The organism is Plantibacter sp. ME-Dv--P-095 (assembly GCF_030209365.1).
GTDB lineage: Bacteria > Actinomycetota > Actinomycetes > Actinomycetales > Microbacteriaceae > Plantibacter.
Map to the genome: position 1 here is coordinate 26,471 of NZ_JARVSB010000005.1, position 25,778 is coordinate 52,248.

A 25,778-nucleotide genomic window follows, 5' to 3' on the forward strand; every position below is an offset into this window, starting at 1 on the left:
ACGCGTTAGTCGTTGACGGCGTCGAAGAGGGTGACGATGTTCTGGTCCGGCGACGTGAGGGTCAACGTGAGGACCGGACGACCGTGCTCGGCGAGGACGCGGGCGTCGCCACCCGCCTGGGCCTCGATGAGCTGGCCGAAGGTGAACGGTCGTTCCGGGATCTCCAGGTCGACGGGCGCCGTCTCGGTGATCTGCAGGAACACGCCGTTCGCCGGGCCGCCCTTGTGGTACTGACCCGTCGAGTGCAGGAAGCGCGGACCCCAACCGAAGGTGGTGGGGCGACCGGCCTTCGCCGCGACGAGGTCGCGGATGCTCTCGAGCTGGGGCGAGGCGAGGCGGTCGACGTAGCCCTGGATCGCGACGTAGCCGTCCTCCGGGAGCCTTGCGAGCAGTGCCTCGACGGCACCGGACAGGGTGGTCACGCCATCCAGGAGGTCGGTCGTCCCGCGGACCTCGATACCGTCGGCGACGAAGGCGGGTGCCTCAGGCTCCGGGCGGTTGTCGAGCAGCCCGCGCGTGGCGACCTTCGCCGACTCGACGTCGGGCTGGTCGAACGGGTCGATGCCGATGAGGCGACCGGCGATCACCGTGGCGTACTCCCACACGAGCATCATCGCGCCCAGGCTGCCGCTCACGAGGATCTCGCCCTCGTGACGGTCGCGGGGGAGCAGGTGGAACTCGTGGGCGTCGTCGACGATCCGCACGATCTGCAGATCGGACGGCTTCGACTCCAACTCGGGTGCGAGCGGGTTGAGCACGACCGGCAGGAGTCCGCGACCGGACTTGCCGGTGGATTCGGCGATGAGCTGCTCGGCCCAGTCGGGGAAACCGACGATGTGCGTGCCGTCGGTGATGAGTCCGACCTTGTCGCGCAGCGGGACGGTACCGCCGAGCGCCGCGCCGAGGATGAGCCCCGGGTTCGACGCGTCGTCGATGGCCAGCTCACCGAGCACGGCGTCGGCTTCGTCGAGCAGCGCACCGATGTCGACCCCGGCGAGACCGGAGGGGACGAGACCGAACGCGGTGAGCGCGCTGTAGCGGCCGCCCACGTTCGGGTCGGCGTTGAAGACGCGGTAACCCGCCTCGTTCGCCGCCGCCTCGAGCGGCGAGCCCGGGTCGGTGACGATGACGATCCGACCGGCGGGGTCGATGCCCGCCGCCGTGAACGCAGCCTCGTAGGCACGTCGCTGGCTGTCGGTCTCCACCGTGGAGCCGGACTTCGAGGAGACGACGAGCACGGAGGTCTCGAGGCGGTCGGCGAGGGCTGAGAGCACCTGACCGGGTGCGGTCGAGTCGAGCACCGTCAGGTGGCCCCCGAGGGTGCCCGTGATGACCTCGGGTGCGAGCGAGGATCCGCCCATGCCCGCGAGGACGATGTGGTCGACACCCTGGTCGTTGAACTGCTCGCGCAGAGCGAGGATCGGCTCGACGAGCGGGCGGGAGACGGAGACCGCCTGAACCCAGCCAAGGCGCTTGGACGCCTCGGCCTCGGCTGCAGGACCCCACAGGGTGGGGTCCTGGTCGGTGATCCGCGATGCGACGAGGTCGCTGACGAGCGTCGGGACGACCGACGCGACGGCGGCCTCGGCCGCACCGCTCACGTGGATCTTGAAGCTCACTTGGAGGCCTCCAGCGCCGTCTTCACCGTCTCGAGCAACTCGTTCCAGGAGACGATGAACTTCTCGACGCCCTCGCGTTCGAGGAGCTCGGTGACCTCGTCGTAGGACACACCCTGCGCGGCGATCGCGTCGAGGACCTCGTTGGCCGCTGCGTAGGAGCCGGTGACGGTGTCGCCGGTGATGACGCCGTGGTCGAAGGTCGCCTCGAGCGTCTTCTCCGGCATGGTGTTGACGACACCGTCGGCGACGAGCTCGGTCACGTAGAGCGTGTCGGGGAGGTCGGCGGACTTGACGCCCGTCGAGGCCCAGAGCGGACGCTGCTTGTTGGCGCCGGCCTCGAGGAGGGCGGTGGCCCGCTCGCTCGCGAACTCCTGCTCGAAGACCTGGTAGGCCAGCTGGGCGTTGGCGACGCCGGCCTTGCTCTTCAGCGCGGCCGCTTCGGGGGTGCCGACGGCCTCGAGACGCTTGTCGATCTCCGTGTCGACGCGCGACACGAAGAAGGAGGCGACCGAGTGGATCGTCGAGAGGTCGTGCCCAGCCGCCTTGGCCTGCTCGAGACCGGTCAGGAAGGCGTTGATCACCTCGCGGTAGCGCGTGAGGCTGAAGATCAGGGTGACGTTGACGCTGATGCCGGCGCCGATGACCGCGGTGATGGCCTCGAGACCTTCGACGGTCGCGGGGATCTTGATCATCGCGTTGGGCTGGTTGACCTTGGTCCAGAGGGCCTTGGCCTGCTCGATCGTGGCAGCGGCGTCGTGGGCGAAGCCCGGCTCGACCTCGATCGAGACCCGGCCGTCGTACCCGCCGGAGGCGTCGTAGACGCCACGGAAGATCTTGGAGGCGGACGCGACGTCGTCGGTGGTGATCTCGAAGACCGCCTCGGTGACGTCCTTGCCTGCTGCGGCCAGCTGGGCGACCTGCTCGGCGTAGACGTCGCCGTTGCTGAGCGCCGAGGCGAAGATGGTCGGGTTCGTGGTGACGCCGACGACGTTGCGGTCGGCGATGAGCTGCTCGAGGCCACCGGACTGGATGCGTCCGCGGGAGAGGTCGTCGAGCCAGATGCTGACGCCGGCGGCGGACAGCTGGGCGGTTGGGGTTTCAGTCATGTTCTTCTGTCTCCTTCGCCCGGGCTACTTGCCGAGCGTCTCGTGTGCTGCGGAGACGACTGCCTCCGTGGTGATGCCGAACTCACGGAACAGCGTCTTGAAGTCGGCGGAGGCACCGAAGTGCTCGATCGACACGGTGCGGCCGGCGTCGCCGACGATGCTCTTCCAGGTCAGGCCGAGACCCGCCTCGACGGAGACGCGCGCGGTGACGGCCTTCGGCAGGACGGACTCGCGGTACTCGGCGGACTGCTCCTCGAACCACTCGAGCGCGGGGACCGAGACGACGCGGGCGTTGACGCCCTCGCCGCGGAGGACCTCGCGGGCCTCGACGGCGAGCTGGAGCTCGGAACCCGTCGCGATGAGGATGACGTCGGGCGTGCCGTTCGGCGCCTCGGCGAGCACGTAGGCGCCCTTGGAGACGTTGGACGCGGCGGCGAAGGTCTCGCCGGAGGCGTCGCCCGTGCCTCGCTCGAACACCGGGATGTTCTGACGGGTCAGCGCGATGCCGGTGGGGCCGCCGCGGCGCTTGAGGATCTCCAGCCAGGCGTAGGCGACTTCGTTCGCGTCACCCGGTCGCACGACGGCGAGGTTCGGGATGGCACGGAGCGAGGCGAGCTGCTCGATCGGCTGGTGCGTCGGGCCGTCCTCACCCAGGGCGACGGAGTCGTGGGTCCACACGAAGATGGACGGCACGTTCATGAGCGCGGCCAGACGGACGGCCGGACGCATGTAGTCGCTGAAGATGAGGAAGGTGCCACCGAACGCGCGGGTGGGTCCGTGGAGGACGATGCCGTTGAGGATGGCGGCCATCGCGTGCTCACGGATACCGAAGTGCAGGACGCGTCCGTACGGGTTGCCGGTCCACTCGTGGGTGGAGTGCTCGCTCGGGATGAAGGACGCACCGCCCTCGATCGTGGTGTTGTTCGACTCGGCGAGGTCGGCCGAGCCGCCCCAGAGTTCGGGGATGACCGGGCCGAGGGCGTTGAGCACCTTGCCGGAAGCGGCGCGCGTGGAGACGTCCTTGCCTGCCTCGAAGACGGGCAGTGCGGACTCGACGCCCTCGGGGAGCTCGCCGGTCTCGAGACGCGAGAGCAGCGCAGCACGCTCGGGGTTGGCCGCGGCCCAGGCGTCGAACGCCTGCTGCCACTCGGCACGGGCCTCGGCACCACGGTCGATCGCCTTGCGGGTGTGCTCGATGACCTCGTCGGCGACGACGAAGCTCTGCTCGGGGTCGAACCCGAGGACCTCCTTGACGGCGGCGAGTTCCTCGGCACCCAGTGCGGAGCCGTGGATCTTGCCCGTGTTCTGCTTCTTGGGAGCCGGCCAGCCGATGATCGTCTTGAGGATGATCAGCGACGGCTTCTCGGTCTCGGCCTTGGCTGCCTCGATCGCGTCGTTCAGCGCGTGGACGTCTTCGACGTACTCGCCGGTCTGCTTCCAGTCGACGACCTGGACGTGCCAGTGGTACGCCTCGTAGCGAGCCTTGACGTCCTCGGTGAAGGCGATGTTGGTGTCGTCCTCGATCGAGATCTGGTTGGAGTCGTAGATCGCGATGAGGTTGCCGAGCTGCTGGTGGCCGGCGAGCGAGGAGGCCTCGCTCGTCACACCCTCCTGCAGGTCGCCGTCACCCGCGATGACGTAGACGAAGTGGTCGAAGGGGCTCGTGCCGGCGTCTGCTTCGGGGTCGAACAGGCCGCGCTCGAAACGGGACGCGTAGGCGAAGCCGACGGCGGATGCGAGGCCCTGGCCGAGCGGACCGGTGGTGATCTCGACACCCTTGGTGTGCCCGTACTCCGGGTGGCCGGGCGTCAGCGAACCCCAGGTGCGGAGCGCCTCGAGGTCGGAGAGTTCGAGGCCGTAGCCACCGAGGTAGAGCTGGACGTACTGCGTCAGCGAGCTGTGCCCGACCGACAGCACGAAGCGGTCGCGCCCGAGCCAGTCCTGGTCCTTCGGGTCGCGGCGCATGACCTTCTGGAACAGGAGGTATGCGGCGGGGGCGAGACTCATCGCCGTCCCCGGGTGGCCGTTGCCGACCTTCTCGACCGCGTCGGCGGCGAGGATGCGCGCCGTGTCGACCGCTTTGCTGTCAATGCTTTCCCACTGCAGATCTGCCACTGAATACTGACCCTTCTCATCGGAACAGGAGGCCGACGAGCGGTCGAGCCTTCTTCTGTACGTTCGCGGCCCACGTCGTCTTCGGCGTCCGAGCACACGACACCGCTCTTCGAACTGGGTGAAGGGGGCGCACGCGTGCACAGTGGCTGGCGAGCACTTCCCAGCATAGCGACAGACCGCAGCTGTCGGTCGATGTTCGACCAGCGCGAACACGGGTGGACTTTCGACGTCACAGAGCTTGCCGACGAGCCTGCCGGCGGTGAGCCGCGCGCAGCGCCCTCGCGGAGTACGGTGCGCCTCGCCGGTGTCGTAGAATCGTCTGCGGACCGCGTACCGGGCGAGCAGTGCGTGGTGAACCGAACGTTAGAGGAGCAATGGACGTCGCTGTAGCAGAACGTGTGTCGAGCCCCAGGCTCGGTTTCCGACGCAAGGCGAAGGCGTACATCGCCCTCACCAAGCCCCGGGTCATGGAACTGCTGCTGGTGACGACGATCCCGGTCATGATCCTCGCGAAGGGCGGCCTGCCGGACTGGTGGCTCGTCATCGCGACGGTGATCGGCGGCGCGCTCAGCGCCGGCTCCGCCGCAGCGTTCAACTGCTACATCGACCGCGACATCGACGCGGTGATGGACCGCACGAAGAAGCGCCCCCTCGTGACCGGCGAGGTCACGCCGCGCGAGGCCCTCGTGTTCGCCTGGACGCTCGGCGTCGTGTCGACGGTGTGGCTCCTCGCCACCACCAACTGGCTGGCCGCTTCGCTGTCGGTCGGCGCGATCCTCTTCTACGTGTTCGTCTACACCCTGTGGCTGAAGCGACGCACCCAGCAGAACATCATCTGGGGCGGGATCGCCGGTTGCTTCCCCGTCGTCATCGGTTGGGCCGCCGTCACCGGTTCGCTCACCTGGGCACCGATCATCCTGTTCGCCGTCGTGTTCCTGTGGACGCCGCCGCACTACTGGCCGCTGTCCATGAAGTACCGGAGCGACTACCAGGCCGTCGGCGTACCGATGCTCGCCGTCGTCCGCGGGCGGGCACAGGTCGGCCTGCAGGTCATCCTCTACGCCTGGGCCACGGTCGCCTGCTCCCTCCTGCTCATCCCCGTGGCGGACATGGGCCTGCTCTACAGTGCGGTCGCCCTCCTGTCCGGCGGCTGGTTCGTCTACGAGACCCACCGCCTCTACAACCTGGCGATCCGCCACGAGCACGTCTCGCCCATGCGCGTGTTCCACGGTTCGATCACCTACCTGACCCTGCTGTTCCTCGCCGTCGGCATCGACCCGCTCCTCCCGTTCTGACCCGGTGGCTGACGCAGCGGAACGTGGCCGGCTGATCGCTGCGACGGGGGAGAGCCCCGACATCGTCTTCGACCGGTTCGTCTCCTGGGCCGAGGCCGGCGGTCTCAGCCTCTACCCGGCCCAGGAGGAGGCGCTCATCGGCATCGTCGACGGCGCCAACGTCATCCTGTCCACGCCCACGGGCACCGGGAAGAGCCTCGTCGCCGCAGGCGCGCACTTCGCCGCGTTGAGTTCCGGCCGACGCAGTTACTACACGGCCCCCATCAAGGCACTCGTCAGCGAGAAGTTCTTCGCCCTCGTCGAGATGTTCGGCGCGGAGAACGTCGGGATGGTCACCGGCGACTCCTCGGTGAACGCCGACGCGCCGATCGTCTGCTGCACCGCGGAGATCGTGGCCAACCTGGCGTTGCGACACGGCACCGATGCGGGCATCGACCAGGTCGTGATGGACGAGTTCCACTTCTACGCCGACCCGGATCGGGGTTGGGCCTGGCAGGTCCCGCTGCTCACGTTGCCGGACACCCAGTTCATCCTGATGTCCGCGACGCTCGGAGACGTCGGCGAACTCGCGGCCGACCTCGAGCGCCGCACCGGCCGCGAGACCGCCGTCGTGACGGGCGTCGAACGCCCCGTGCCGTTGCACTTCTCCTACGCGACGACGCCGATCCACGAAACGGTGGAGGATCTCCTCCACACCGGCCAGGCGCCCGTCTACATCGTGCACTTCGCCCAGGCGGCCGCGCTCGAGCGGGCGCAGGCGTTGACGAGCCTCAAGGTCGTCACGCGGGAGCAGCGCGACGAGATCGCCGCGGCCATCGGTGACTTCCGGTTCAGCACCGCGTTCGGCACGACCCTGTCCCGACTCGTCCGCAGCGGTATCGGCGTGCACCACGCCGGCATGCTGCCGAAGTACCGACGCCTCGTCGAGCAACTGGCGCAACGGGGCCTCCTCCGGGTCATCTGCGGGACCGACACCCTCGGGGTCGGGATCAACGTCCCGATCCGTACCGTCCTGTTCACCGCGCTCACGAAGTACGACGGCACGAAGATGCGGCAGGTGAACGCGAGAGAGTTCCACCAGATCGCCGGGCGAGCGGGTCGAGCGGGGTACGACACCGCAGGCACCGTGGTGGTGCAGGCACCCGAGCACGAGACCGAGAACCTCAAACTGATCGAGAAGGCCGGCGACGACCCGAAGAAGCGCCGCAAGATCATCCGCAAGAAGGCACCCGAAGGCTTCGTGTCATGGGGAGAGCCCAGTTTCCAACGGCTGGTCTCGGCCGAACCGGAGACGCTGACGAGCCACATGCAGCTCACCCACGCGATGATGCTCAGTGTCATCGCGCGTGGCGGTGACAGCTTCGGCACCATCCGTTCGCTCGTGTTCGACAACCACGAACCGCGCGCCAGACGCTTCGCCCTCGCCAGACGCGCGCTCGAGATCTATCGCACGCTGCGCACCGCCGGCGTGATCACCCAGACCACCGATCCCGACACGGGTGAGGTCGTCATCGGTCTCACGGTCGAGTTGCAGCCCAACTTCGCCCTCAACGCCCCACTCTCACCCTTCGCCCTCGCGGCGTTCGAGCTCCTCGACCCGGCGGAACCCGGCTTCGCACTCGACGTCATCTCGGTGGTGGAGTCGACCCTCGACGACCCCCGTCAGATCGTGATGGCCCAGCAGCACCTCGCCAGGGGCGAGGCCGTGCAGGCGATGAAGGCCGAGGGGATCGAGTACGACCAGCGCATGGAGCTCCTCGAACAGGTCACCCACCCGAAGCCACTCGCAGAGCTCCTCGAGGCGGCGTTCACCAGCTACACCGCCGCCCAGCCCTGGGCACTCGACCTCGAGCTCCGCCCGAAGGCGGTCGTCCGCGACTTCATCGAGCGGGCGCTGAACTTCAGCGAGTTCGTGTCGTTCTACAGCCTGTCGAGGTCTGAGGGGCTCGTCCTGCGCTACCTGTCGGACGCCTTCCGGGCGATCCGCCAGAGTGTCCCGGACGAATTCAAGGACGAGGAACTCCAGGACCTCATCGAGTGGCTCGGCGAACTCGTCCGCCAGGTCGACTCGAGCTTGCTCGACGAGTGGGAGGAACTCTCCCACCCGGATCCGGAACGGCATGCCGAGGCCGTCCACGCACTCCCGCCGACACCGCGCAGCGTGCTCGCGAACCGGCGTGCGTTCACGGTCCTGGTCCGAAACGAACTCTTCCGCCGGGTCCAGCTCGCCTCCCTGGAGCACTACGACGCACTCGGCGAGCTCGACGCCTCTGCGGGATTCGACGCCGACGCCTGGGCCGATGCCATGGACCCCTACTTCGAGGAGCACGGCGAGTTGCCGACGGGAGCCGCGGCGCGGAGCCCTGCCCTCCTCGTGATCGACGACGAGGACGAACGCCCCGTCGGCGATGCCGGGGGAGTCTGGCGCGTGCGCCAGGTGTTCGCCGACCCGGCCGGTGACCACGACTGGGGGATCGCTGCCGTCATCGACCTCGACGCCTCCGACGAGACCGGCACGGCCGTGGTCCGTGTGACCGCCGTCGGGATGCTCTGAGCCGTCGTCCGAGGGCAGCACCTCCAGCGGCGCGCGTCGACCCGTCGTCGACGACGCGTCGGAGTCAGCGCGCGGCGCTGAGGGAGACCGGACGCTCGTCGTTCGACGCCGTCCGCACCGGGATCCGCTGCTGCAGGACGACCCAGGTCATCGCGGCGACGAGGAGTCCGGCGAGCACCATGTGCAGCCCGACCAGCACCTCGGGGAGTCCGAGGCGCGCCTGGGTGAGTCCCACGACGATCTGCGCGACTTCGACCGCGAGGAGTGCGGAGACCGCGGTGCGGACGCCGCGCGAACCTCGGCGTGCACCGAGCACGATTGCCCCGATGAGGAGCACGACGGTGCCCGCGAGCGTCGCGTAGGCGGGCCAGCTGTGGAGGTGCTGCAGGAACTCCGGGTCGAAGCCGTTCCGCGGAGCGGGCACCTCCTTGGAGTTGTCGCCGGCGTGGGGTCCCGAGCCCGTGGTGAGGATACCGAACACGACCGTCACAGCCACGAACAGGCTCGTGAGGTGGACGACGCCGAGGTACCAACCGGGCATGACCTTCACCGCGCCACGGGGCCCGCGGTAGACCCGGTGGACGAGCATCGTCGCCAGGGCGACCAGGACGATCGAGATGACGAAGTGCAGCCCCACCACGTACGGGTTCAGGCCGGTGAGCACGGTGATCCCGCCGAGGACGGCCTGTGCCGGGATGGACAGCCCCTGGAGCAGGGTCAGTCGGAAGAGGTCCGGCCGCTGCCGACGCATGCGGATGACCGCGAGGAACGCGGCGATCACGATGATCGCCAGGACGAACGTCAGCAGACGGTTGCCGAACTCGATGATCCCGTGGATCCCCATCTCCGGCGTGTTCACGAACGAGTCGTCCGTGCAGCGAGGCCAGGTGGGGCAACCGAGACCGGAAGCGGTCAAGCGGACGGCTCCACCGGTGCCGATGAGGACGAGCTGGAACGCGAACGAGAACCAGGCGACGACCCGCACCCGCTTGTCGATCGTCGTCGGCAACCACTGCCAGAACCGCGTGGCGCGCACCCGCTCGGGGAGGCTACGCGGCGGCGTCGCGCGACTGGCGGTCTTGGAGTGGTCTGACACGGGTCGGTCCTTCGGTTCGCGGTGGCCACGGCGACGGTATGCACCGTCCTCACCCACAACCCACAGGAAGCTGTAGGATTATGAGGTTCACGGTGCGCGCGAGAAGCGCCATGGTTCAAGAACATTGTAGGTTCGCGAAGAAGCCGCCCGCACATCCCCTCCCCAACCCGCTCCGATCAGGCGCGTCCCACGGGAGGGAATGACGACCTCCATCCGGTGGTTGTCTCCAGGGAGGAAAGAGGGACACATGTCAGACATCCTGATCGATCGCCCAGAGCTCGCCGGACTCGGCCAGTACGAGTTCGGATGGCACGACGGCGACGTCGCCGGCGCCTCAGCGCGCCGCGGTATCTCCACCGAGGTCGTGGCCGACATCTCCGCGCTGAAGAGCGAACCGGACTGGATGCTGCAGCGGCGCCTCAAGGCCCTGCAGCTGTTCGAGCGCAAGCCCATGCCGACATGGGGCGCCGACCTCTCCGAGATCGACTTCGAGAACATCAAGTACTTCGTCCGCTCGACCGAGAAGCAGGCCCAGACCTGGGAAGACCTGCCGGACGACATCAAGAACACCTACGAGAAGCTCGGCATCCCCGAGGCCGAGCGCCAGCGCCTCGTCTCGGGCGTCGCCGCGCAGTACGAGTCCGAGGTGGTCTACCACCAGATCAACGAGGAACTCGAGGCGCAGGGTGTCATCTTCATGGACACCGACACCGCGTTGCGCGAGCACCCCGAGTTCTTCGAGGAGTACTTCGGCACGGTCATCCCGTCCGGCGACAACAAGTTCGCGGCGCTGAACACGGCCGTGTGGTCCGGTGGCTCCTTCGTCTACGTGCCGCCCGGCGTGCACGTGGAGATCCCGCTGCAGGCCTACTTCCGGATCAACACCGAGAACATGGGCCAGTTCGAGCGGACGCTGATCATCGCCGACGAGGGCAGCTACGTGCACTACATCGAGGGCTGCACCGCGCCGATCTACAAGTCGGACTCGCTGCACTCCGCGGTCGTCGAGATCATCGTCAAGAAGAACGCGCGTGTGCGGTACACGACCATCCAGAACTGGTCGAACAACGTCTACAACCTGGTCACGAAGCGTGCCACGGCCGCTGAGGGCGCGACCATGGAGTGGATCGACGGCAACATCGGATCCAAGGTCACGATGAAGTACCCGTCCATCTACCTCATGGGCGAGCACGCCAAGGGCGAGACCCTGTCGGTCGCGTTCGCCGGCCCCGGCCAGCACCAGGACGCCGGCGCCAAGATGATCCACATGGCTCCGTACACGCAGTCGTCGATCGTGTCGAAGTCGATCGCCCGTGGTGGCGGCCGTGCCGGCTACCGCGGTGAGGTCCGGGTCGACGCCAACGCCCACCACTCGGCCAACACCGTGCGGTGCGACGCGCTCCTCGTCGACACCATCTCCCGGAGCGACACCTACCCGGCGATCGACATCCGCGTGGACGACGTCCAGCTCGGACACGAGGCGACGGTGTCGAAGGTCAGCGAAGAGCAGCTCTTCTACCTGATGAGCCGCGGCATGCCGGAGGACGAGGCCATGGCCATGATCGTCCGCGGCTTCATCGAGCCGATCGCCCGCGAGCTGCCCATGGAGTACGCACTCGAACTCAACAAGCTCATCGAGATGGGCATGGAAGGATCCGTCGGTTAATGACGACTGCAGCACCGACTCAGACCGAAGGACAGCACGGCATCACGGCACACAGCGACGGCGCAGGACGCGTCATCCCGGTGCAGACCCGATCGGAGCGCTTCAGCTCCTATGATGTGGCCGACTTCCCAGCGGTGACGGGACGCGAGGCGGTCTGGAAGCTCAGCCCGGTCGCGAAGTTCACCGACCTCACCGCGGGGGAGCTCGACGGCTCGCCCACCCCGGTCCAGCACGACGACGTCGACGGCTTCGGCATCGAGTGGATCGGTCGTGACGACGCGCGCGTCGGATCGGCTGGTGTTCCGGAGGAGCGCGCATCGGCGAACGCGTGGTCGAGTTTCGAGCAGGCGCTCGCGATCTCGGTCACCGGTGAGGAGACCAAGACCCTCCGCATCGAGCGCAGCGCGCTCGGCGGTGGCCCTCGCGCCGCGCACACGGTCATCACGGCCGCACCGTTCAGCCGCGGCCTGATCATCATCGAGAACTCCGGCGACGCACGCCTCACGGAGAACGTCGAGATCGTCGTCGGCGAGCAGGCGGACGTGACCGTCGTGTCGGTGCAGTGGTGGGACGACGAAGCCGTGCACCTCGCGAGCCACTTCGCCTCCATCGGCCGCGACGCGCACCTCAAGCACGTCGTCGTGTCCCTCGGTGGCAAGGTCGTCCGAGTGAACCCCACGCTGCACCTCTCCGGTCAGGGCTCCGATCTCGACTCACTGGGCGTCTACTTCTCGGATGCGGGCCAGCACCTCGAGCAGCAGGTGTACATGCACCACGACGCTCCGAACACCCGGGGCCGCGTGACCTACAAGGGCGCCTTGCAGGGTGAGGGCGCCCGGTCCGTCTGGATCGGCGACGTCCTCATCAGCAACCGTGCCGTCGCCACGGACAGCTACGAGCAGAACCGCAACCTGGTCCTCTCGGACGGCACTCGTGCCGACTCCGTTCCGAACCTCGAGATCGAGACCGGCGACATCGCCGGAGCCGGCCACGCGAGCGCGACCGGACGCTTCGACGACGAGCAGCTCTTCTACCTGCAGGCGCGAGGCATCCCGGAGGACGAAGCACGGCGACTCGTCGTCCGTGGATTCCTCGTCGAGATCATCCAGCAGATCGGCGACGCCGAGCTGCAGGAGCGCCTCTCGGCGGCCATCGAAGCAGAGCTGTTGGGCGCCGACGGACAGGACGACGGCGGAGCGCAGCACTGATGGCGACGAAGGTGTGCTCGTTCGACGAGCTCGCCGTGAACCAGGCCAAGCGGGTCGTGGTGGACGGCGTGCCGATCGCCCTCGTCCGGGACGCGTCTGACGATGTGTTCGCCATCGGGGACGTCTGCACCCACGGCGACATCTCGCTGTCCGAAGGCTTCGTCGAAGACGGCAACCTCGAGTGCTGGGCTCACGGTTCGCAGTTCTCGCTCACCACGGGCAAGCCGTTGACCCTGCCGGCCTACGAGCCGGTCCCCGTCTACACCGTCGAGCTCATCGACGGCGACATCTACATCGACCCGACCGCAACGAAAGAGATCTAGCACCATGTCAGTCCTCGAAATCCGCGACCTGCACGTCAGTGTCGAAACCGAACAGGGCACGAAGCCGATCCTGCGTGGCGTCGACCTCACCATCCGCAAGGGCGAGACGCACGCCATCATGGGCCCGAACGGCTCGGGCAAGTCGACGCTCGCGTACACGATCGCCGGTCACCCGAAGTACACCGTCGACAGCGGCTCGATCACCCTCGACGGTGAGGACGTCCTCGCGATGAGCGTCGACGAGCGTGCGCGCGCCGGACTCTTCCTGGCCATGCAGTACCCGGTCGAGATCCCCGGTGTCACGGTCACCAACTTCCTCCGCACCGCGAAGACCGCGGTCGACGGCGAGGCACCGGCCATCCGTGGCTGGATCAAGGACGTCCGCGAGTCGATGAGCAACCTGCGCATGGAGCCGGCCTTCGCCGAGCGGAACGTGAACGAGGGCTTCTCGGGCGGCGAGAAGAAGCGCCACGAGATCCTGCAGCTCGAGCTGCTCAAGCCGCAGTTCGCCGTCCTCGACGAGACCGACTCCGGTCTCGACGTCGACGCGCTCAAGATCGTCTCCGAGGGCGTCAACCGCGCCAAGAAGAACACCGGTCTCGGCGTCTTGCTCATCACGCACTACACGCGCATCCTCCGCTACATCAAGCCGGACTTCGTGCACGTCTTCGTCGCCGGCAAGATCGCCGAACAGGGCGGTCCCGAGCTCGCCGACCGACTCGAGAACGAAGGGTACGACCGCTTCCTCGTCGACGCCGTCGTGGCTCCGGAAGGCGCCTGAGTCCGCGAAGGCGGTCTAAGATAACGACATGGTAACAACGCTCAGTCCGCAACGATTCGACGAGGTCGAAGAAGCACTCAAGGACGTCATGGACCCCGAGCTCGGGGTGAACGTGGTCGACCTCGGTCTCATCTACGATCTCGGTTGGGATGACGAGAACGACGCGCTCATCATCCACATGACCCTGACCTCCGCCGGCTGTCCGCTCACGGACGTGCTGGAGGAACAGACCGGTCAGGCGCTCGACGGGATCGTCGACGCGTTCCGCATCAACTGGGTCTGGATGCCGCCGTGGGGTCCCGAGCGGATCACGGACGACGGCCGCGACATGATGCGAGCCCTCGGCTTCTCGATCTGATCGATCCTCCACGACGACGGACGGCTGTGTTCCAGCCGTCGGTCGTCGTCGTTCGCGGCGGTTGTGCCCGACGCGCCGACCGCGGATAGGGTCGAGCCATGACCGAGACCGTTTCCGCCGACCCCCTCGACCTGCTCCGCACCCGGACGAGCGAGAAGTGGTCCGAGTACCCGGACGACGTCCTGCCGATGTTCGTCGCGGAGATGGACGTCCCGCTCGCGCCCGTGATCCGCGCCGCACTCCACGCTGCGATCGATCGCGGGGACGCCGGATACGTGGCGAGCCGCACGCGACTTCCCGAGGCGTTCGCCGGCTTCGCGTCTCGACGCTGGGGGTGGGAGGTGGACCCCGGGTCCGTCTTCACGACCGCCGACGTCAGCATGGGCATCGTGGAGATCCTCCGTCGCGTCATCACCCCGGGGGAACGGGTCGTCGTCACCTCTCCGGTCTATCCGCCCTTCTTCGACCTCGTCGCCGAGGCCGGTGGGGTCGTCGCCGACGTGCCGCTGCGCGGTTCGAGTCGTCCGGAGGACCCAGCCGGTGGGCTCCGCCTCGATCTCGATGCCCTGGAGACCGCGTTCCGTGGCGGCGCGAAGGCCTTCCTGCTCTGCAACCCGCACAACCCGATCGGGCGCCCGCACACGGTCGAGGAACTCCGCTCCGTCGCCTCGCTCGCCGCCCGCTACGGGGTCGTGGTGGTGAGCGATGAGATCCACGCGTCGCTCACGCAGCCCGGCGAGCGGTTCGTCCCCTACCTGAGTGTCTCGGAGGAGGCTGCGGCGAACGGATACGCCGTCCTGTCGGCCAGCAAGGCCTGGAATCTGGCAGGCCTGAAGTGCGCGGTCATGGTCACGGCTGGTGCCGGTCCGAGGAGCGTGATCGCCGGTATGCCGGTCGAGGTCTTCTGGCGCACCGGTCAGTTCGGCGTGCTGGCCTCGATCGCGGCGTTCGAATCCGGGGAACCGTGGCTCGACGGCCTTCTGGGTCTCATCGATGGGAATCGGCGCCTGCTGGGTGACCTCCTGAGCGCCGAGCTCCCGGAGATCGGTTACCGCATGCCCGCCGCCGGCTATCTGGCCTGGCTCGACTGCTCCACCCTCGGTTGGTCGGAACCGCCCGCCCGTCACATCCTGCGGGTGGCGAAGGTCGCTCTGCAGGAGGGAGCGCCGTTCGGTCCGTCCGGCGCCGGCCACGCGCGATTGAACCTCGCCTGTTCGCCGGAGCTGCTGACTGAGGCCATCCGACGGATCTCGGCGCTGCGCTGAGTCCGAACGGGCGCCCTCGGACGCACGCGAGACGGCCGCGGTGCCGAGCATCGATTTCACGATTTATACTGGGAAGTTGACCCCCACCCCCCGCGTTGTCGAAACGCACCTGAAGAAATGGACCATGCCTGTGCTGAGTGTGCACGACCTCGAGATCCGCGTGGGGGCACGCGTGCTCATGGAGCACGTGAACTTCCGCGTGTCCGCCGGCGACAAGATCGGCCTCGTCGGCCGCAACGGCGCCGGGAAGACCACCCTGACCAAGACCCTGGCCGGCGAGACCCTGCCGACCAACGGCAAGATCGATCGTGGCGGGGAGATCGGCTACCTCCCGCAGGATCCGCGATCCGGCAACCCCGAGGACCTCGCCCGCACCCGCATCCTCGACGCCCGCGGCCTCGGCCAGCTCGCGCTCGGCATGCACGAGTCGAGCATGGCCATGGCGAGCGACGACCCGAAGGTCGCCGAAGCCGCCATGAAGAAGTACGGCAACCTCACGGACCGGTTCAACGCCCTCGGGGGATACGCCGCCGAGGCCGAAGCCGCGTCGATCGCGTCGAACCTGAATCTGCCCGACCGCATCCTCGACCAGCAGCTGAAGACGCTCTCCGGAGGACAGCGCCGCCGCATCGAACTCGCGCGCATCCTCTTCTCCGACGCCGAGACGCTCATCCTCGACGAGCCGACCAACCACTTGGACGCCGACTCGGTCGTGTGGCTGCGGGAGTTCCTCAAGCAGTACAAGGGCGGGTTCATCGTGATCTCGCACGACATCGAGCTCGTGGGGGAGACGGTCAACCGGGTCTTCTACCTCGATGCGAACCGCACCGTCATCGACATCTACAACATGAACTGGAAGAACTACCAGCGGCAGCGCGAGGCCGACGAGGAGCGCCGGAAGAAGGAGCGCACCAACGTCGAGAAGAAGGCGACCGCGCTCCAGCTCCAGGCGGCCAAGTTCGGCGCGAAGGCCAGCAAGGCGGCCGCGGCGCACCAGATGGTCGCACGCGCTGAGCGGATGCTCTCCGGCCTCGAGGAGGTCCGCGCCCAGGATCGCGTCGCGAAGCTGCGGTTCCCGACCCCGGCCCCCTGCGGCCGCACGCCGCTCATGGCGAGCAACCTGTCGAAGAGCTACGGATCACTCGAGATCTTCACGGCGGTCGACCTCGCGATCGACCGCGGATCGAAGGTCGTCATCCTCGGGTTCAACGGTGCGGGCAAGACCACGCTGCTGCGGATCCTGGCCGGTGTGGACCAGCCCGACACCGGTCAGCTCGAGCCCGGTCACGGGCTGCGGATCGGCTACTACGCCCAGGAACACGAGACGATCGACGTCAAGCGCAGCGTCCTGGAGAACATGGTCTCCTCGTCGCCGAACATCACCGAGATGGAAGCGCGCAAGGTGCTCGGTTCGTTCCTGTTCACCGGCGACGACTCCAACAAGCTCGCGGGGGTGCTCTCCGGTGGTGAGAAGACGCGACTCGCCCTCGCGATGATCGTCGTCTCGGGAGCGAACATGCTCCTGCTCGACGAACCGACCAACAACCTCGACCCGGCCAGCCGGCTGGAGATCCTCGACGCGCTCGCCCACTACGAGGGCGCGGTCGTACTCGTCAGCCACGACGAGGGAGCGGTCGAGGCATTGAACCCGGAACGGGTCCTCATCCTGCCCGACGGCGTCGAGGACCACTGGAACAAGGACTACCAGGACCTCGTCAGTCTGGCCTGACGCGCTGGGCCCGTGTGCATCACGGGCCCGGCTCGGCCGCCCGGTGAATCCGGTGGGCGGCGTGGGTCAGCGACGCGACTCGAGGATCTCGTCCTCGATGTCGGCGTCGGACCTCGCCTTGTTGGCGAGGCGTTCGGCGCGCGCGGCCGCCCGCCGCTGCTCCTTCGGGTCGTCCGAGTTCAGGATGCGGTACTCCTGGCGGATCGCGTAGGCGAGGAAGATGAAGCCCATCAGCGCGAACACGACCCACTGCAGCGCGTAGGACAGGTGCATGCCCTCGTTCGGCTCGGGTTTGATCGGGCCGAGGGGCGCCGCCTCCGCGGGCGCCGGGCGCTCCGAGAGCAGCATCCCGTACGCGCCCGTGTAGACCGTCTCACCGCGGAGTTCGGCGATCTGGGGGAGGTTGATCGTCGCCACCTGGCCGTCGGCGGCACCGCGGCCCGGGAGGGTCGGCTCGCCCGGCCGGATCCGGACGACGACCGAGACCTCTCCGGACGGGGGAGCGGGAATCGACTCCGGTGCGTCGAGCGTGTCGCCCGCCGGGACCCAGCCGCGATCGACGATGAAGACGTCGCCGTTGGCCAGTCGGAGCGGCGTGAGGACGTCGAAGCCCGCCTGGTTGTTCCGGGGACGGTTGCGGACGAGCAGCTGCTCGTCCGTCAGGTAGGTTCCGCTCATCGACACCGGGTGCCATTCGTCGGCGACGCTGAAGGAGTCGAGCGATGGGAGTGCCTCGTCGAGCGGGATCGGGGTCGCGTCCCAGTTGGTGGCGATGCGCTGGACCTCTTCCTCCTTCTCGCTCGCGCGTGCGAGCTGCCAGTTGGAGAGGAGCACGCAGACGACGGCGAAGACGATGGCGACGCCCAGGTATCCGAGCCAGCGCCGGCTGAAGGCGAAGCGCCATCCGGCGCTCATGATCCCACCACCGGGGCGAGGCGCACCCGCTCGAGCGGGAAGGAGCGGGCCTCGAGGAAGGCTTCCAGGAAGTCGACGTGCTCCTCGCAGGCGGTCCAGGTCTTCACGCGGTCTCCGGTGTGAATCTTCGGATTCCGCCAGTCGATCCGCCAGTCCGCCACTGCACGGCACCCGGCGCGAGAACAGATCACCCCGTCGGGCTCGGCTCCGAACCCGATCATGCCTGGTCGGCCGGGCGGGGAGGGACGGAGTCGTCGACGATGTTCGGCCGCTGGGACACCACGACACCACTGGGGCGTTCGATCTCGCCCAGCGACGGCAGCGAACCGGCGTTCGCGATGATCACGGCGATGTACGGGAGGAAGATGGCGCCGGCCGCGACCACGAACATCCAACCGCCCTGCACGAATGGGAGCGCGGCGAGGCAAAGCAACCGGACACCCATGGTGATCGAGTACTTGATGAGCCGCTGCCGGCGTTCCTGATCGGGCGCCGGTGGGAGTGAGGTGATGCTCTGCTGCTTCATGCCAGTCTCAGCCTACGCTCTCGACGGGCGCTCGATGCCCTGAAGTGACCGGGAGGAACCGGAGACCACCATATGCTGGTACGGGTCCGCGGCCGGAGCGTCACGGACCTCGACGGCCGCCGCTCGAATCGGTCCGTCCCGCCGCAGGAGAGGAATCGACCATGACCGCACCACGCACCGTCCTCGTCACCGGAGGCAACCGGGGGATCGGCTTCGCCATCGCCGAGGAGTTCGTCGCGCAGGGTCACCGGGTGGCCGTGACCGCGCGGTCGGGCGAGGGACCGGCCGGCACGCTGACGGTCCGCGCGGACGTCACGGACGCCGCCTCGGTGGACGCGGCCTTCACCGAGATCGAAGCCCAGCTCGGTCCCGTCGAGGTGCTCGTGGCCAATGCGGGCATCACGAAGGACACCCTGCTCATGCGGATGACCGAGGACGACTTCGACCGGGTCGTCGACACGAACCTGGGTGGTTCCTTCCGGGTCGTCAAGCGAGCGTCGAAAGGCATGCTCAAGGCGAGGTTCGGGCGCATCGTGCTCATCTCGAGTGTCGTCGGCCTCTACGGCTCCGCCGGCCAGGTCAATTACGCCGCCTCGAAGAGCGGCCTCGTCGGCATGGCGCGTTCCATCACCCGTGAACTCGGTGCACGCGGGATCACGGCGAACGTCATCGCGCCCGGCTTCATCGAGACGGACATGACCGCCGAGCTGCCGGCCGAGACGCAGGCCGAGTACAAGAAGAGCATCCCCGCCGCCCGGTTCGCGAGCGCGAACGAGGTCGCGAAGGTCGTCACCTGGATCGCCGGCGATGACGCCGGGTACATCTCCGGGGCGGTCATCCCGGTCGACGGCGGCCTCGGCATGGGGCACTGACCCGAGGTCGAACACCCGGGGTCGACTCAGCGGCGCTGAGGCCCGCTCTCGAGGCCGAGGAGAGGCAGGACGTCGCCGAGGTCGACCCTGCCTGCGACGACGTCCGCGTGCCGACGCACGATCGGCTTCGCGTTGAAGGCGACCGAGAGGCCCGCGACCTCCATCATGGCGAGATCGTTTGCGCCGTCGCCGACCGCGATGGTCCGCACCAGCGGGACGTCATCGAGGGCGGCCCACTCCTGCAACGCATCCGCCTTGGCCGCTGCGTCGATGATCGGCCCACTGAGCCCGCCGGTCAGTCGACCGTCGGCCGTCTCGAGCCGGTTCGCCCGCACATGGTCGAGGCCGAGGGTCGCTGCGAGCGGATCGAGGAGTTCATGGAATCCGCCGGAGACCACACCGATCGTCGATCCGTGCGCGTGCAGCCCGTCGATGAGCCGCTCGAGCCCGCGGGTGATGCGGATCCGCCGGGCGATCACGGGGATGCGGTCCACCCGCAGGCCGGCGAGCGTCGCCACCCGCGCCCGGAGGCTGTCGGCGAAGTCGAGCTCGCCTCGCATCGCCCGCTCCGTGATCGCAGCGACCTCGGGAAGACTGCCGACCTCCTCGGCGAGGAGTTCGATCACCTCGTTCTCGATGAGCGTCGAGTCGGCGTCCAGGACCGCGAGGAACCGGACGCCTCGTCCGGCCTGTGGGGGGAGTGCTGCCTCGGGATCCGCCACTGCCGAACGATCGGTACTCATGGAACGACGCGTACTCCCTTGCCAACCACGGTGAGACCGGACTCGGTGACGGTGAATCCGCGAGCGCGGTCCCGGTCGTGGTCGACACCGACGCTCGCGCCGGAGGTGACCACCACATCCTTGTCCAGGATAGCCCGCTTGACGACGGCGTCCGGTTCGATGTGGACCTTGTCGAACACCACGGAGTCCGAGACGTGAGCGCCCGACTCCACGAGCGCCCAGGGCCCGAGGACACTGCGCTCGATGTGCGCTCCGGACAGCAGCGACCCGAGCGAGACGATCGAGTCGATGGTCTGGCCGAGGTTGCCCTTCGCATCCCGCACGAACTTGGCCGGCGGCGAGTTCAACTGCGAGCTGAAGATCGGCCAGTCCCGGTTGTAGAGGTTGAAGATGGGGAGCGTCGAGATGAGGTCCTGGTGCGCCTCGTAGAAGGACTCGATCGTCCCCACGTCGCGCCAGTAGTAGCGGTCGCGGTCGGTGGAGCCCGGTACGTCGTTCCGCTGGAGGTCGTACACGCCGGCTTCACCGCGATCGACGAAGTACGGGACGATGTCGCCACCCATGTCGTGGTTCGAACTCGTCACCTCGCCGTCGTCGATGACCGCCTGCATCAACGCGTCCGCGTCGAACACGTAGTTGCCCATGGAGGCGAGCACCTCACCGGGGGAGTCCGGCAGGCCGGGGGCGTCGAGGGGCTTCTCGAGGAAGCGCGCGATCGTCGTGGGGTCGTCAGCGTCCACGTCGATGACGCCGAACTGGTCCGAGAGGGAGATCGGCTGACGGATCGCCGCGACGGTGGCCTTCTTCCCGGACTGGATGTGCGCCTCGATCATCTGCGCGAAGTCCATGCGGTACACGTGGTCCGCACCGACGACCACGACGATGTCGGGCTTCTCGTCGCGGATGAGGTTGAGGCTCTGCAGGATGGCGTCGGCTGAGCCGCTGAACCAACGCTTCCCGAGGCGCTGCTGCGCCGGCACGGATGCGACATAGGAGTCGAGCAACCCCGAGAGACGCCACGTCTGCGAGACGTGGCGGTCGAGGCTGTGGGACTTGTACTGAGTGAGGACGACGATCTGGGTGAGTCCCGAGTTGATGAGGTTGGACAGCGCGAAGTCGATCAGACGGTACTGCCCGCCGAACGGTACGGCCGGTTTCGCGCGGTCCGCGGTCAGCGGCATCAACCGCTTCCCTTCCCCACCAGCGAGGACGATTCCGAAAATCTTCTTTGAGGCGGCCATGGCTTCAGAATAGATGCCGGAGGTGACCTGTACTAGCGTCTAGACATGCGAGTTGATCTTGTGACAAAGGAGTACCCGCCGGAGATCTACGGCGGAGCAGGTGTCCACGTCGCGGAGTTGGTGAAATCCCTCCGCAGCGACATCGACGTGACCGTCCGCTGCTTCGGCGCCCCGCGCGACGAGGCCGACACGGTCGCCTACGGCGTGCCGGCCGAACTCCAGGGCGCCAACGGATCGCTCACCACCCTCGGGACGGACCTCCTCATCGCCCAGGACGTCGCGGGGGCCGACCTCGTGCACTCGCACACCTGGTACGCGAACGGTGCCGGACATCTCGCCTCCCTCCTGCACGGCATCCCGCACGTCGTCACCGCGCACAGCCTGGAACCGCTGCGGCCCTGGAAGGCCGAACAACTCGGTGGCGGGTACCGCGTGTCGAGCTGGATCGAGCAGTCCGCCTACGAAGGGGCCGCGGCCGTCGTCGCGGTCAGTGACGGTATGCGACGGGACATCCTGCGGTCCTACCCGAGCCTTGACCCGGCCAAGGTGCAGGTCATCTACAACGGCATCGACCTCACCGACTGGCAGCCTCGGGTCGACGACGACCTGCTGCGCTCGCTCGGCATCGACCCGTCGCGTCCGTCCGTCGTCTTCGTCGGCCGGATCACCCGGCAGAAGGGGCTGCCCTACCTGCTGCGAGCGGCCCGTCTGCTGCCGCCCGACGTCCAGCTCATCCTGTGCGCCGGCGCTCCCGACACCCCCGAGATCCTCGCCGAGGTCAAGGGACTCGTCGAGGAGCTGCAGCAGGAGCGCACCGGGGTCGTCTGGATCGAACGACTGCTCCCGCGCCACGAGCTCTGCACCGTGCTCACCGCAGCCACCACCTTCGTGTGCCCGTCGATCTACGAGCCGCTCGGCATCGTGAACCTCGAGGCCATGGCCTGTGGGGCCGCGGTCGTCGGGACCGGGACCGGCGGCATCCCGGAGGTCGTCCAGGACGGCGTCACGGGCCGGATCGTCCCCCTCGCGCAGGCGTCCGACGGCACCGGGACCCCGCTCGACCCCGAGCGCTTCGTCGCCGACCTCGCCGCCACCCTCACGGAGGTCGTCCAGGATCCGGCGCAGGCGAGGGCGTACGGGGCGGCAGGACGTCGCCGAGCGGAGTCCGATTTCAGCTGGTCGCGGATCGCCTCCCAGACGGCGGAGCTGTACCGCAGCCTCGTCTGAACCGCTTCCCGGGTACGCCCCGGAGGGCGACGTGCGGGGACCTGGTCCGGATAGGCTAGGACCATGCCGAGCGTGTTGCAGTTCTCCGATGTGTCCGTGGTCCGCAATCTCAACCCCATCCTCGACGGTGTCGACTGGACGGTGACGGGCGACCAGCGATGGATCGTCCTCGGCCCGAACGGCGCCGGGAAGACGACACTCCTGCAGCTGGCCGCGACGCTCATCCATCCCTCGAAGGGAACGGTGTCGGTCCTCGACGAGACCCTCGGTCGCGTCGACGTCTTCGAGTTGCGTCCCCGCATCGGGTTCGCCTCGTCGGCGCTCGCGAAGCGGGTGCCGCCGGAGGAGACCGTCCTCGACGTGGTCCTGACGGCCGCCTACTCGGTCACGGGACGCTGGGTCGAGCAGTACGAGGACATCGACGTGAAGCGTGCGTCCCGGGTGCTCGCCGAATGGAAGCTCGACCACCTCGCCGACCGTCGCTTCGGCACGCTCAGCGACGGTGAACAGAAGCGTGTCCAGATCGCCCGCGCGATCATGACGGACCCCGAGCTGCTCCTCCTGGACGAGCCGGCGGCGAGCCTCGACCTCGGCACCCGCGAAGAACTCGTCGAACTCCTCGGCGGCTATGCGAGCGCGGACGACTCACCGGCGATCATCATGGTGACGCACCACGTCGAGGAGATCCCGGTCGGCTTCACGCACGTGCTGCTCGTCCGGGACGGCGGCATCGTCGCGGCTGGACCCATCTCCGAGATACTGACGTCAGAGCACCTCAGTGAGACGTTCGACCTCCCGATCGAGCTGACCGAGGAGGATGGGCGCTTCCATGCCCGTTCCACCCGCGCCGGCCGGTCCGCCGTCGCACCGGTCTGACGACCCCATCTCGGCGCGTCGATCGCCCTCGGCGAGCAGACGCGCGCCGAGTCTGGTAAAGTCGACCTTTGGCTCGCGGAGCCAAGAGCTTTCTGCCTCGTGCCTGGAGTTCCGAGCGCGGGTACTACCCACACCATCCACTCAACAAGGACTGCTGATGAAATCTGACATCCACCCCACGTACGAAGCCGTCGTCTTCCGCGACCTCGCCTCCGGCGCGACGTTCCTCACGCGCTCGACGGTCTCGTCCGGCAAGACGATCGACCTCGACGGCGTCACCTACCCGGTGATCGACGTGGAGATCTCGTCCGAGTCGCACCCGTTCTACACGGGTAAGCAGCGCATCATGGACTCGGCCGGCCGTGTCGAGAAGTTCAACCAGCGCTTCAAGGGCTTCGGCAAGTAGTCCACTCCGCTGTACACGAAACGCCCCGATCCTCGGATCGGGGCGTTTCGTCGTCGACAGACCGGATCGTGGGGTTCAGATGCCGAGGGGGAGCTGATCCGCCGGCACGATGATGGGCGCCTCGGATGGTGCGACAACACGACCGGTGCGGATCGGCCACCCTCCGTCCGCGACGAACTCGGGATCGCGCACGCGGCGCATGTAGGACTGGAAGCTCTCGGCCTGCTCGAGCGACCAGGCCCGCTGAGCCTCGTGCAGCTCGTCCACGTTCGTCGGGAGGGCGTCGGCGTACCGGCGGCCGATGGCCTGCGCGACCCGCCCGGCCGCGACGGCGTCCACACCGGCGTCGTGCGCCCCTTCGAGCGGGACGCCGTGGAGCGCGGCGACGACCTCGAGCGTCCGCTTCCCGCGGCGGAACGTGTCGAGGCGACGGTCGAGGATCAACGGGTCGACGACCGGGGTCGGTTCGGTGATCGAGGGCACACCGTGGCGTTCCGCCTCGAAGTGCAGGAGCGAGAAATCGTACGGGGCGTTGTACGCGACCACCGGCAGGCGAGCGGCGAAGAGCTCGGTCAGGGTGGCGACGATCTCGCCGACGACGACCGACGACGGCCGGCCCTCAGCCCGCGCGCGTTCCGTGGTGACGCCGTGGATCTCGGCGGCACGAGCGGGGATCTCGACACCCGGATCGGCCATCCACGACCAGGACCGTTCGATCGAACCGTCAGCCGCGATGACGCCGACGAAGGCGGTCACGATGCGACTCGTCTCCACCTCGATCCCCGTCGTCTCGAGATCGAAGACCGCGAGGCGGTCCGTCCAGTGGGGATGCACATCGGCCGTGTTCACGCCTTCACCCTACGACGCACGTCCGACAGGGGACCGTGCCACGCCGAACCGGCTCGGTCCACTCCATCCGGGAACGCGGAGCCTGACTCCGTACACTGAGGGGATGCCTGTCGAATCACCGTACGCCGACCAGCTCGACCGCATCCCCGTCCAGGAGCGCTCGCTCATGGTGGACGGCGCCGAGACCCGGTTCTGGGACTACGGCGACAGCGCGGCCTCGACGACGATCGTGATGGTGCACGGGTTCCGTGGCGACCACCACGGACTCGAACCGGTGGTCGCCCAACTCTCCGGGTTCCGCATCATCGCGCCCGACCTCCCGGGCTTCGGCAGCTCGGCGCCCTTCCCGGACGGCACGCACTCCGTCGAGGGCTACGCCGCCTGGCTGGGGCGGTTCCTCGAGGAATTGGACCTCTCCGGACGCGTCGTCCTCCTCGGGCACTCCTTCGGCTCGATCGTCTCGAGTGCCGCGGTCGCCGGCGGGCTCCGACCGGACGACCTCGTCCTCATCAATCCCATCGCCGCTCCGGCACTCCAAGGCCCCAGAGGCGTCCTGACGAGGCTCGCGGTGTTCTACTACTGGGCGTCCGCGAAGCTCCCGAAGCGCCTGGGATTCGCCTTCCTCCGCAACAAGGGCGTCGTCCGGATCATGAGCGTGGCGATGTCGAAGACCAAGGACCCGGTGCTCCGGCGGTGGATCCACGCCCAGCACGACCAGTACTTCAGCGCCTTCGCGGACCGCGAGGTCGTCCTCGAGTCGTTCACTGCCTCGGTGAGCCACGACGTCAGCGAATACGCCGACCGAATCCCGAGCCGCACCCTGCTCATCGCCGCCGAGCGCGACGACATCACCCCCGTGGCGGCGCAGTTCGCGCTCGCGAAGCGCTTCGCGGACGCTCAGCTCCACGTGATCCCGGCCGTCGGCCACCTGATCCACTACGAGGAGCCCCACAACGCGGCCGAGCGGCTCACCGCGTTCCTGGCGGGGGAGCCGGAGCGGCGCTGACG

Annotated in this window: 23 protein-coding genes; 14 read left to right on the top strand and 9 right to left on the bottom strand. The window is 68.0% G+C overall.

Annotated elements, in window-relative coordinates:
- Positions 1 to 5: 5 nt before the first annotated feature.
- Genes QRN26_RS07575 through tkt form a run of 3 tightly spaced genes read right to left on the bottom strand, consistent with a single transcriptional unit; the run spans position 6 to position 4,840 of the window.
- The gene (locus tag QRN26_RS07575; protein ID WP_285036078.1) at positions 6 to 1,619 is read right to left on the bottom strand and encodes a glucose-6-phosphate isomerase; all 1,614 of its coding nucleotides are present in this window, start codon (positions 1,617 to 1,619) and stop codon (positions 6 to 8) included.
- Positions 1,616 to 2,725 (bottom strand): transaldolase, encoded by a 1,110-nt coding sequence (tal, locus tag QRN26_RS07580; protein WP_056777407.1) that lies wholly within the window; start codon positions 2,723 to 2,725, stop codon positions 1,616 to 1,618. Before tal ends, QRN26_RS07575 begins: the two co-directional genes overlap by 4 nt.
- Positions 2,726 to 2,749: 24 nt before the next feature.
- Positions 2,750 to 4,840 (bottom strand): transketolase, encoded by a 2,091-nt coding sequence (gene tkt, locus QRN26_RS07585; RefSeq protein WP_285036079.1) that lies wholly within the window; start codon positions 4,838 to 4,840, stop codon positions 2,750 to 2,752.
- 374 nt (positions 4,841 to 5,214) lie between these two features.
- On the opposite strand from tkt, the gene QRN26_RS07590 reads away from it, so the two are divergent.
- Complete coding sequence (locus QRN26_RS07590) at positions 5,215 to 6,135, top strand: heme o synthase (RefSeq protein WP_056005639.1); 921 nt, start codon at positions 5,215 to 5,217, stop codon at positions 6,133 to 6,135.
- Positions 6,136 to 6,139: 4 nt separating this feature from the next.
- Positions 6,140 to 8,689 carry a DEAD/DEAH box helicase gene (locus tag QRN26_RS07595; RefSeq protein ID WP_285036080.1) on the top strand — a complete coding sequence of 850 codons (2,550 nt, stop codon included), beginning with the start codon at positions 6,140 to 6,142 and terminating at the stop codon, positions 8,687 to 8,689.
- A 64-nt stretch (positions 8,690 to 8,753) separates the two neighbouring features.
- On the opposite strand, the gene QRN26_RS07600 is transcribed toward QRN26_RS07595, so the two are convergent.
- A complete protein-coding gene (locus tag QRN26_RS07600) occupies positions 8,754 to 9,725 on the bottom strand; it encodes a COX15/CtaA family protein (RefSeq protein WP_502927374.1) in 972 nt (323 codons plus the stop codon).
- A gap of 307 nt (positions 9,726 to 10,032) precedes the next feature.
- Here QRN26_RS07600 and sufB point away from each other — a divergent pair, with 307 nt between their 5' ends.
- The 7 genes from sufB (at position 10,033) to abc-f (ending at position 17,115) form a co-directional block, all read left to right on the top strand.
- Positions 10,033 to 11,451 carry a Fe-S cluster assembly protein SufB gene (gene sufB, locus QRN26_RS07605; RefSeq protein ID WP_056005633.1) on the top strand — a complete coding sequence of 473 codons (1,419 nt, stop codon included), beginning with the start codon at positions 10,033 to 10,035 and terminating at the stop codon, positions 11,449 to 11,451.
- Entirely contained in the window at positions 11,451 to 12,659 is a 1,209-nt protein-coding gene (gene sufD / locus QRN26_RS07610; RefSeq protein WP_285036081.1) for a Fe-S cluster assembly protein SufD, read from the top strand. The genes sufB and sufD overlap by 1 nt, the downstream gene beginning before the upstream one ends.
- Complete coding sequence (locus QRN26_RS07615; RefSeq protein WP_056005628.1) at positions 12,659 to 12,982, top strand: non-heme iron oxygenase ferredoxin subunit; 324 nt, start codon at positions 12,659 to 12,661, stop codon at positions 12,980 to 12,982. The genes sufD and QRN26_RS07615 overlap by 1 nt, the downstream gene beginning before the upstream one ends.
- 4 nt (positions 12,983 to 12,986) lie before the next feature.
- Complete coding sequence (gene sufC, locus QRN26_RS07620) at positions 12,987 to 13,763, top strand: Fe-S cluster assembly ATPase SufC (RefSeq protein ID WP_285036082.1); 777 nt, start codon at positions 12,987 to 12,989, stop codon at positions 13,761 to 13,763.
- A 28-nt stretch (positions 13,764 to 13,791) separates the two neighbouring features.
- The gene (locus QRN26_RS07625; protein WP_056005622.1) at positions 13,792 to 14,121 is read left to right on the top strand and encodes a metal-sulfur cluster assembly factor; all 330 of its coding nucleotides are present in this window, start codon (positions 13,792 to 13,794) and stop codon (positions 14,119 to 14,121) included.
- 98 nt (positions 14,122 to 14,219) lie between these two features.
- Entirely contained in the window at positions 14,220 to 15,386 is a 1,167-nt protein-coding gene (locus QRN26_RS07630) for a MalY/PatB family protein (RefSeq protein WP_285036083.1), read from the top strand.
- 130 nt (positions 15,387 to 15,516) lie between these two features.
- A complete protein-coding gene (gene abc-f / locus QRN26_RS07635; protein ID WP_056005615.1) occupies positions 15,517 to 17,115 on the top strand; it encodes a ribosomal protection-like ABC-F family protein in 1,599 nt (532 codons plus the stop codon).
- Between the two features lie 66 nt (positions 17,116 to 17,181).
- Here the strand turns inward: abc-f and QRN26_RS07640 are convergent, their stop codons facing one another.
- The gene (locus QRN26_RS07640) at positions 17,182 to 18,030 is read right to left on the bottom strand and encodes an SURF1 family cytochrome oxidase biogenesis protein (RefSeq protein ID WP_056005612.1); all 849 of its coding nucleotides are present in this window, start codon (positions 18,028 to 18,030) and stop codon (positions 17,182 to 17,184) included.
- Positions 18,031 to 18,247: 217 nt separating this feature from the next.
- The gene (locus tag QRN26_RS07650; RefSeq protein ID WP_285036084.1) at positions 18,248 to 18,556 is read right to left on the bottom strand and encodes a DUF3099 domain-containing protein; all 309 of its coding nucleotides are present in this window, start codon (positions 18,554 to 18,556) and stop codon (positions 18,248 to 18,250) included.
- Between the two features lie 161 nt (positions 18,557 to 18,717).
- Between QRN26_RS07650 and fabG the strand changes: the two genes are divergently transcribed.
- Positions 18,718 to 19,428: a 3-oxoacyl-ACP reductase FabG gene (gene fabG / locus QRN26_RS07655; protein WP_056777399.1), complete on the top strand. Its 711-nt coding sequence runs from the start codon at positions 18,718 to 18,720 to the stop codon at positions 19,426 to 19,428.
- A gap of 26 nt (positions 19,429 to 19,454) precedes the next feature.
- Here fabG and serB read toward each other — a convergent pair whose 3' ends face one another.
- Together serB and QRN26_RS07665 are read right to left on the bottom strand one after the other, a co-directional pair.
- Complete coding sequence (gene serB / locus QRN26_RS07660; protein ID WP_285036086.1) at positions 19,455 to 20,171, bottom strand: phosphoserine phosphatase SerB; 717 nt, start codon at positions 20,169 to 20,171, stop codon at positions 19,455 to 19,457.
- Positions 20,168 to 21,412, bottom strand: a complete 1,245-nt coding sequence (locus QRN26_RS07665) for a glucose-1-phosphate adenylyltransferase (protein WP_056005597.1) — start codon at positions 21,410 to 21,412, stop codon at positions 20,168 to 20,170. The genes serB and QRN26_RS07665 overlap by 4 nt, the downstream gene beginning before the upstream one ends.
- A 45-nt stretch (positions 21,413 to 21,457) precedes the next feature.
- Between QRN26_RS07665 and glgA the strand changes: the two genes are divergently transcribed.
- From glgA to QRN26_RS07680, 3 genes are all read left to right on the top strand, one after another.
- On the top strand, positions 21,458 to 22,639 hold the full coding sequence (glgA, locus tag QRN26_RS07670) for a glycogen synthase (protein WP_285036087.1): 1,182 nt from the start codon (positions 21,458 to 21,460) through the stop codon (positions 22,637 to 22,639).
- Positions 22,640 to 22,702: 63 nt separating this feature from the next.
- Positions 22,703 to 23,515, top strand: a complete 813-nt coding sequence (locus QRN26_RS07675) for an ABC transporter ATP-binding protein (protein ID WP_285036088.1) — start codon at positions 22,703 to 22,705, stop codon at positions 23,513 to 23,515.
- Positions 23,516 to 23,672: 157 nt separating this feature from the next.
- Positions 23,673 to 23,921 carry a type B 50S ribosomal protein L31 gene (locus tag QRN26_RS07680; RefSeq protein WP_056005588.1) on the top strand — a complete coding sequence of 83 codons (249 nt, stop codon included), beginning with the start codon at positions 23,673 to 23,675 and terminating at the stop codon, positions 23,919 to 23,921.
- Between the two features lie 75 nt (positions 23,922 to 23,996).
- On the opposite strand, the gene QRN26_RS07685 is transcribed toward QRN26_RS07680, so the two are convergent.
- Complete coding sequence (locus QRN26_RS07685) at positions 23,997 to 24,770, bottom strand: exonuclease domain-containing protein (protein ID WP_285036090.1); 774 nt, start codon at positions 24,768 to 24,770, stop codon at positions 23,997 to 23,999.
- Between the two features lie 103 nt (positions 24,771 to 24,873).
- Here QRN26_RS07685 and QRN26_RS07690 point away from each other — a divergent pair, with 103 nt between their 5' ends.
- The gene (locus QRN26_RS07690) at positions 24,874 to 25,776 is read left to right on the top strand and encodes an alpha/beta fold hydrolase (RefSeq protein ID WP_285036091.1); all 903 of its coding nucleotides are present in this window, start codon (positions 24,874 to 24,876) and stop codon (positions 25,774 to 25,776) included.
- Positions 25,777 to 25,778: the final 2 nt, after the last annotated feature.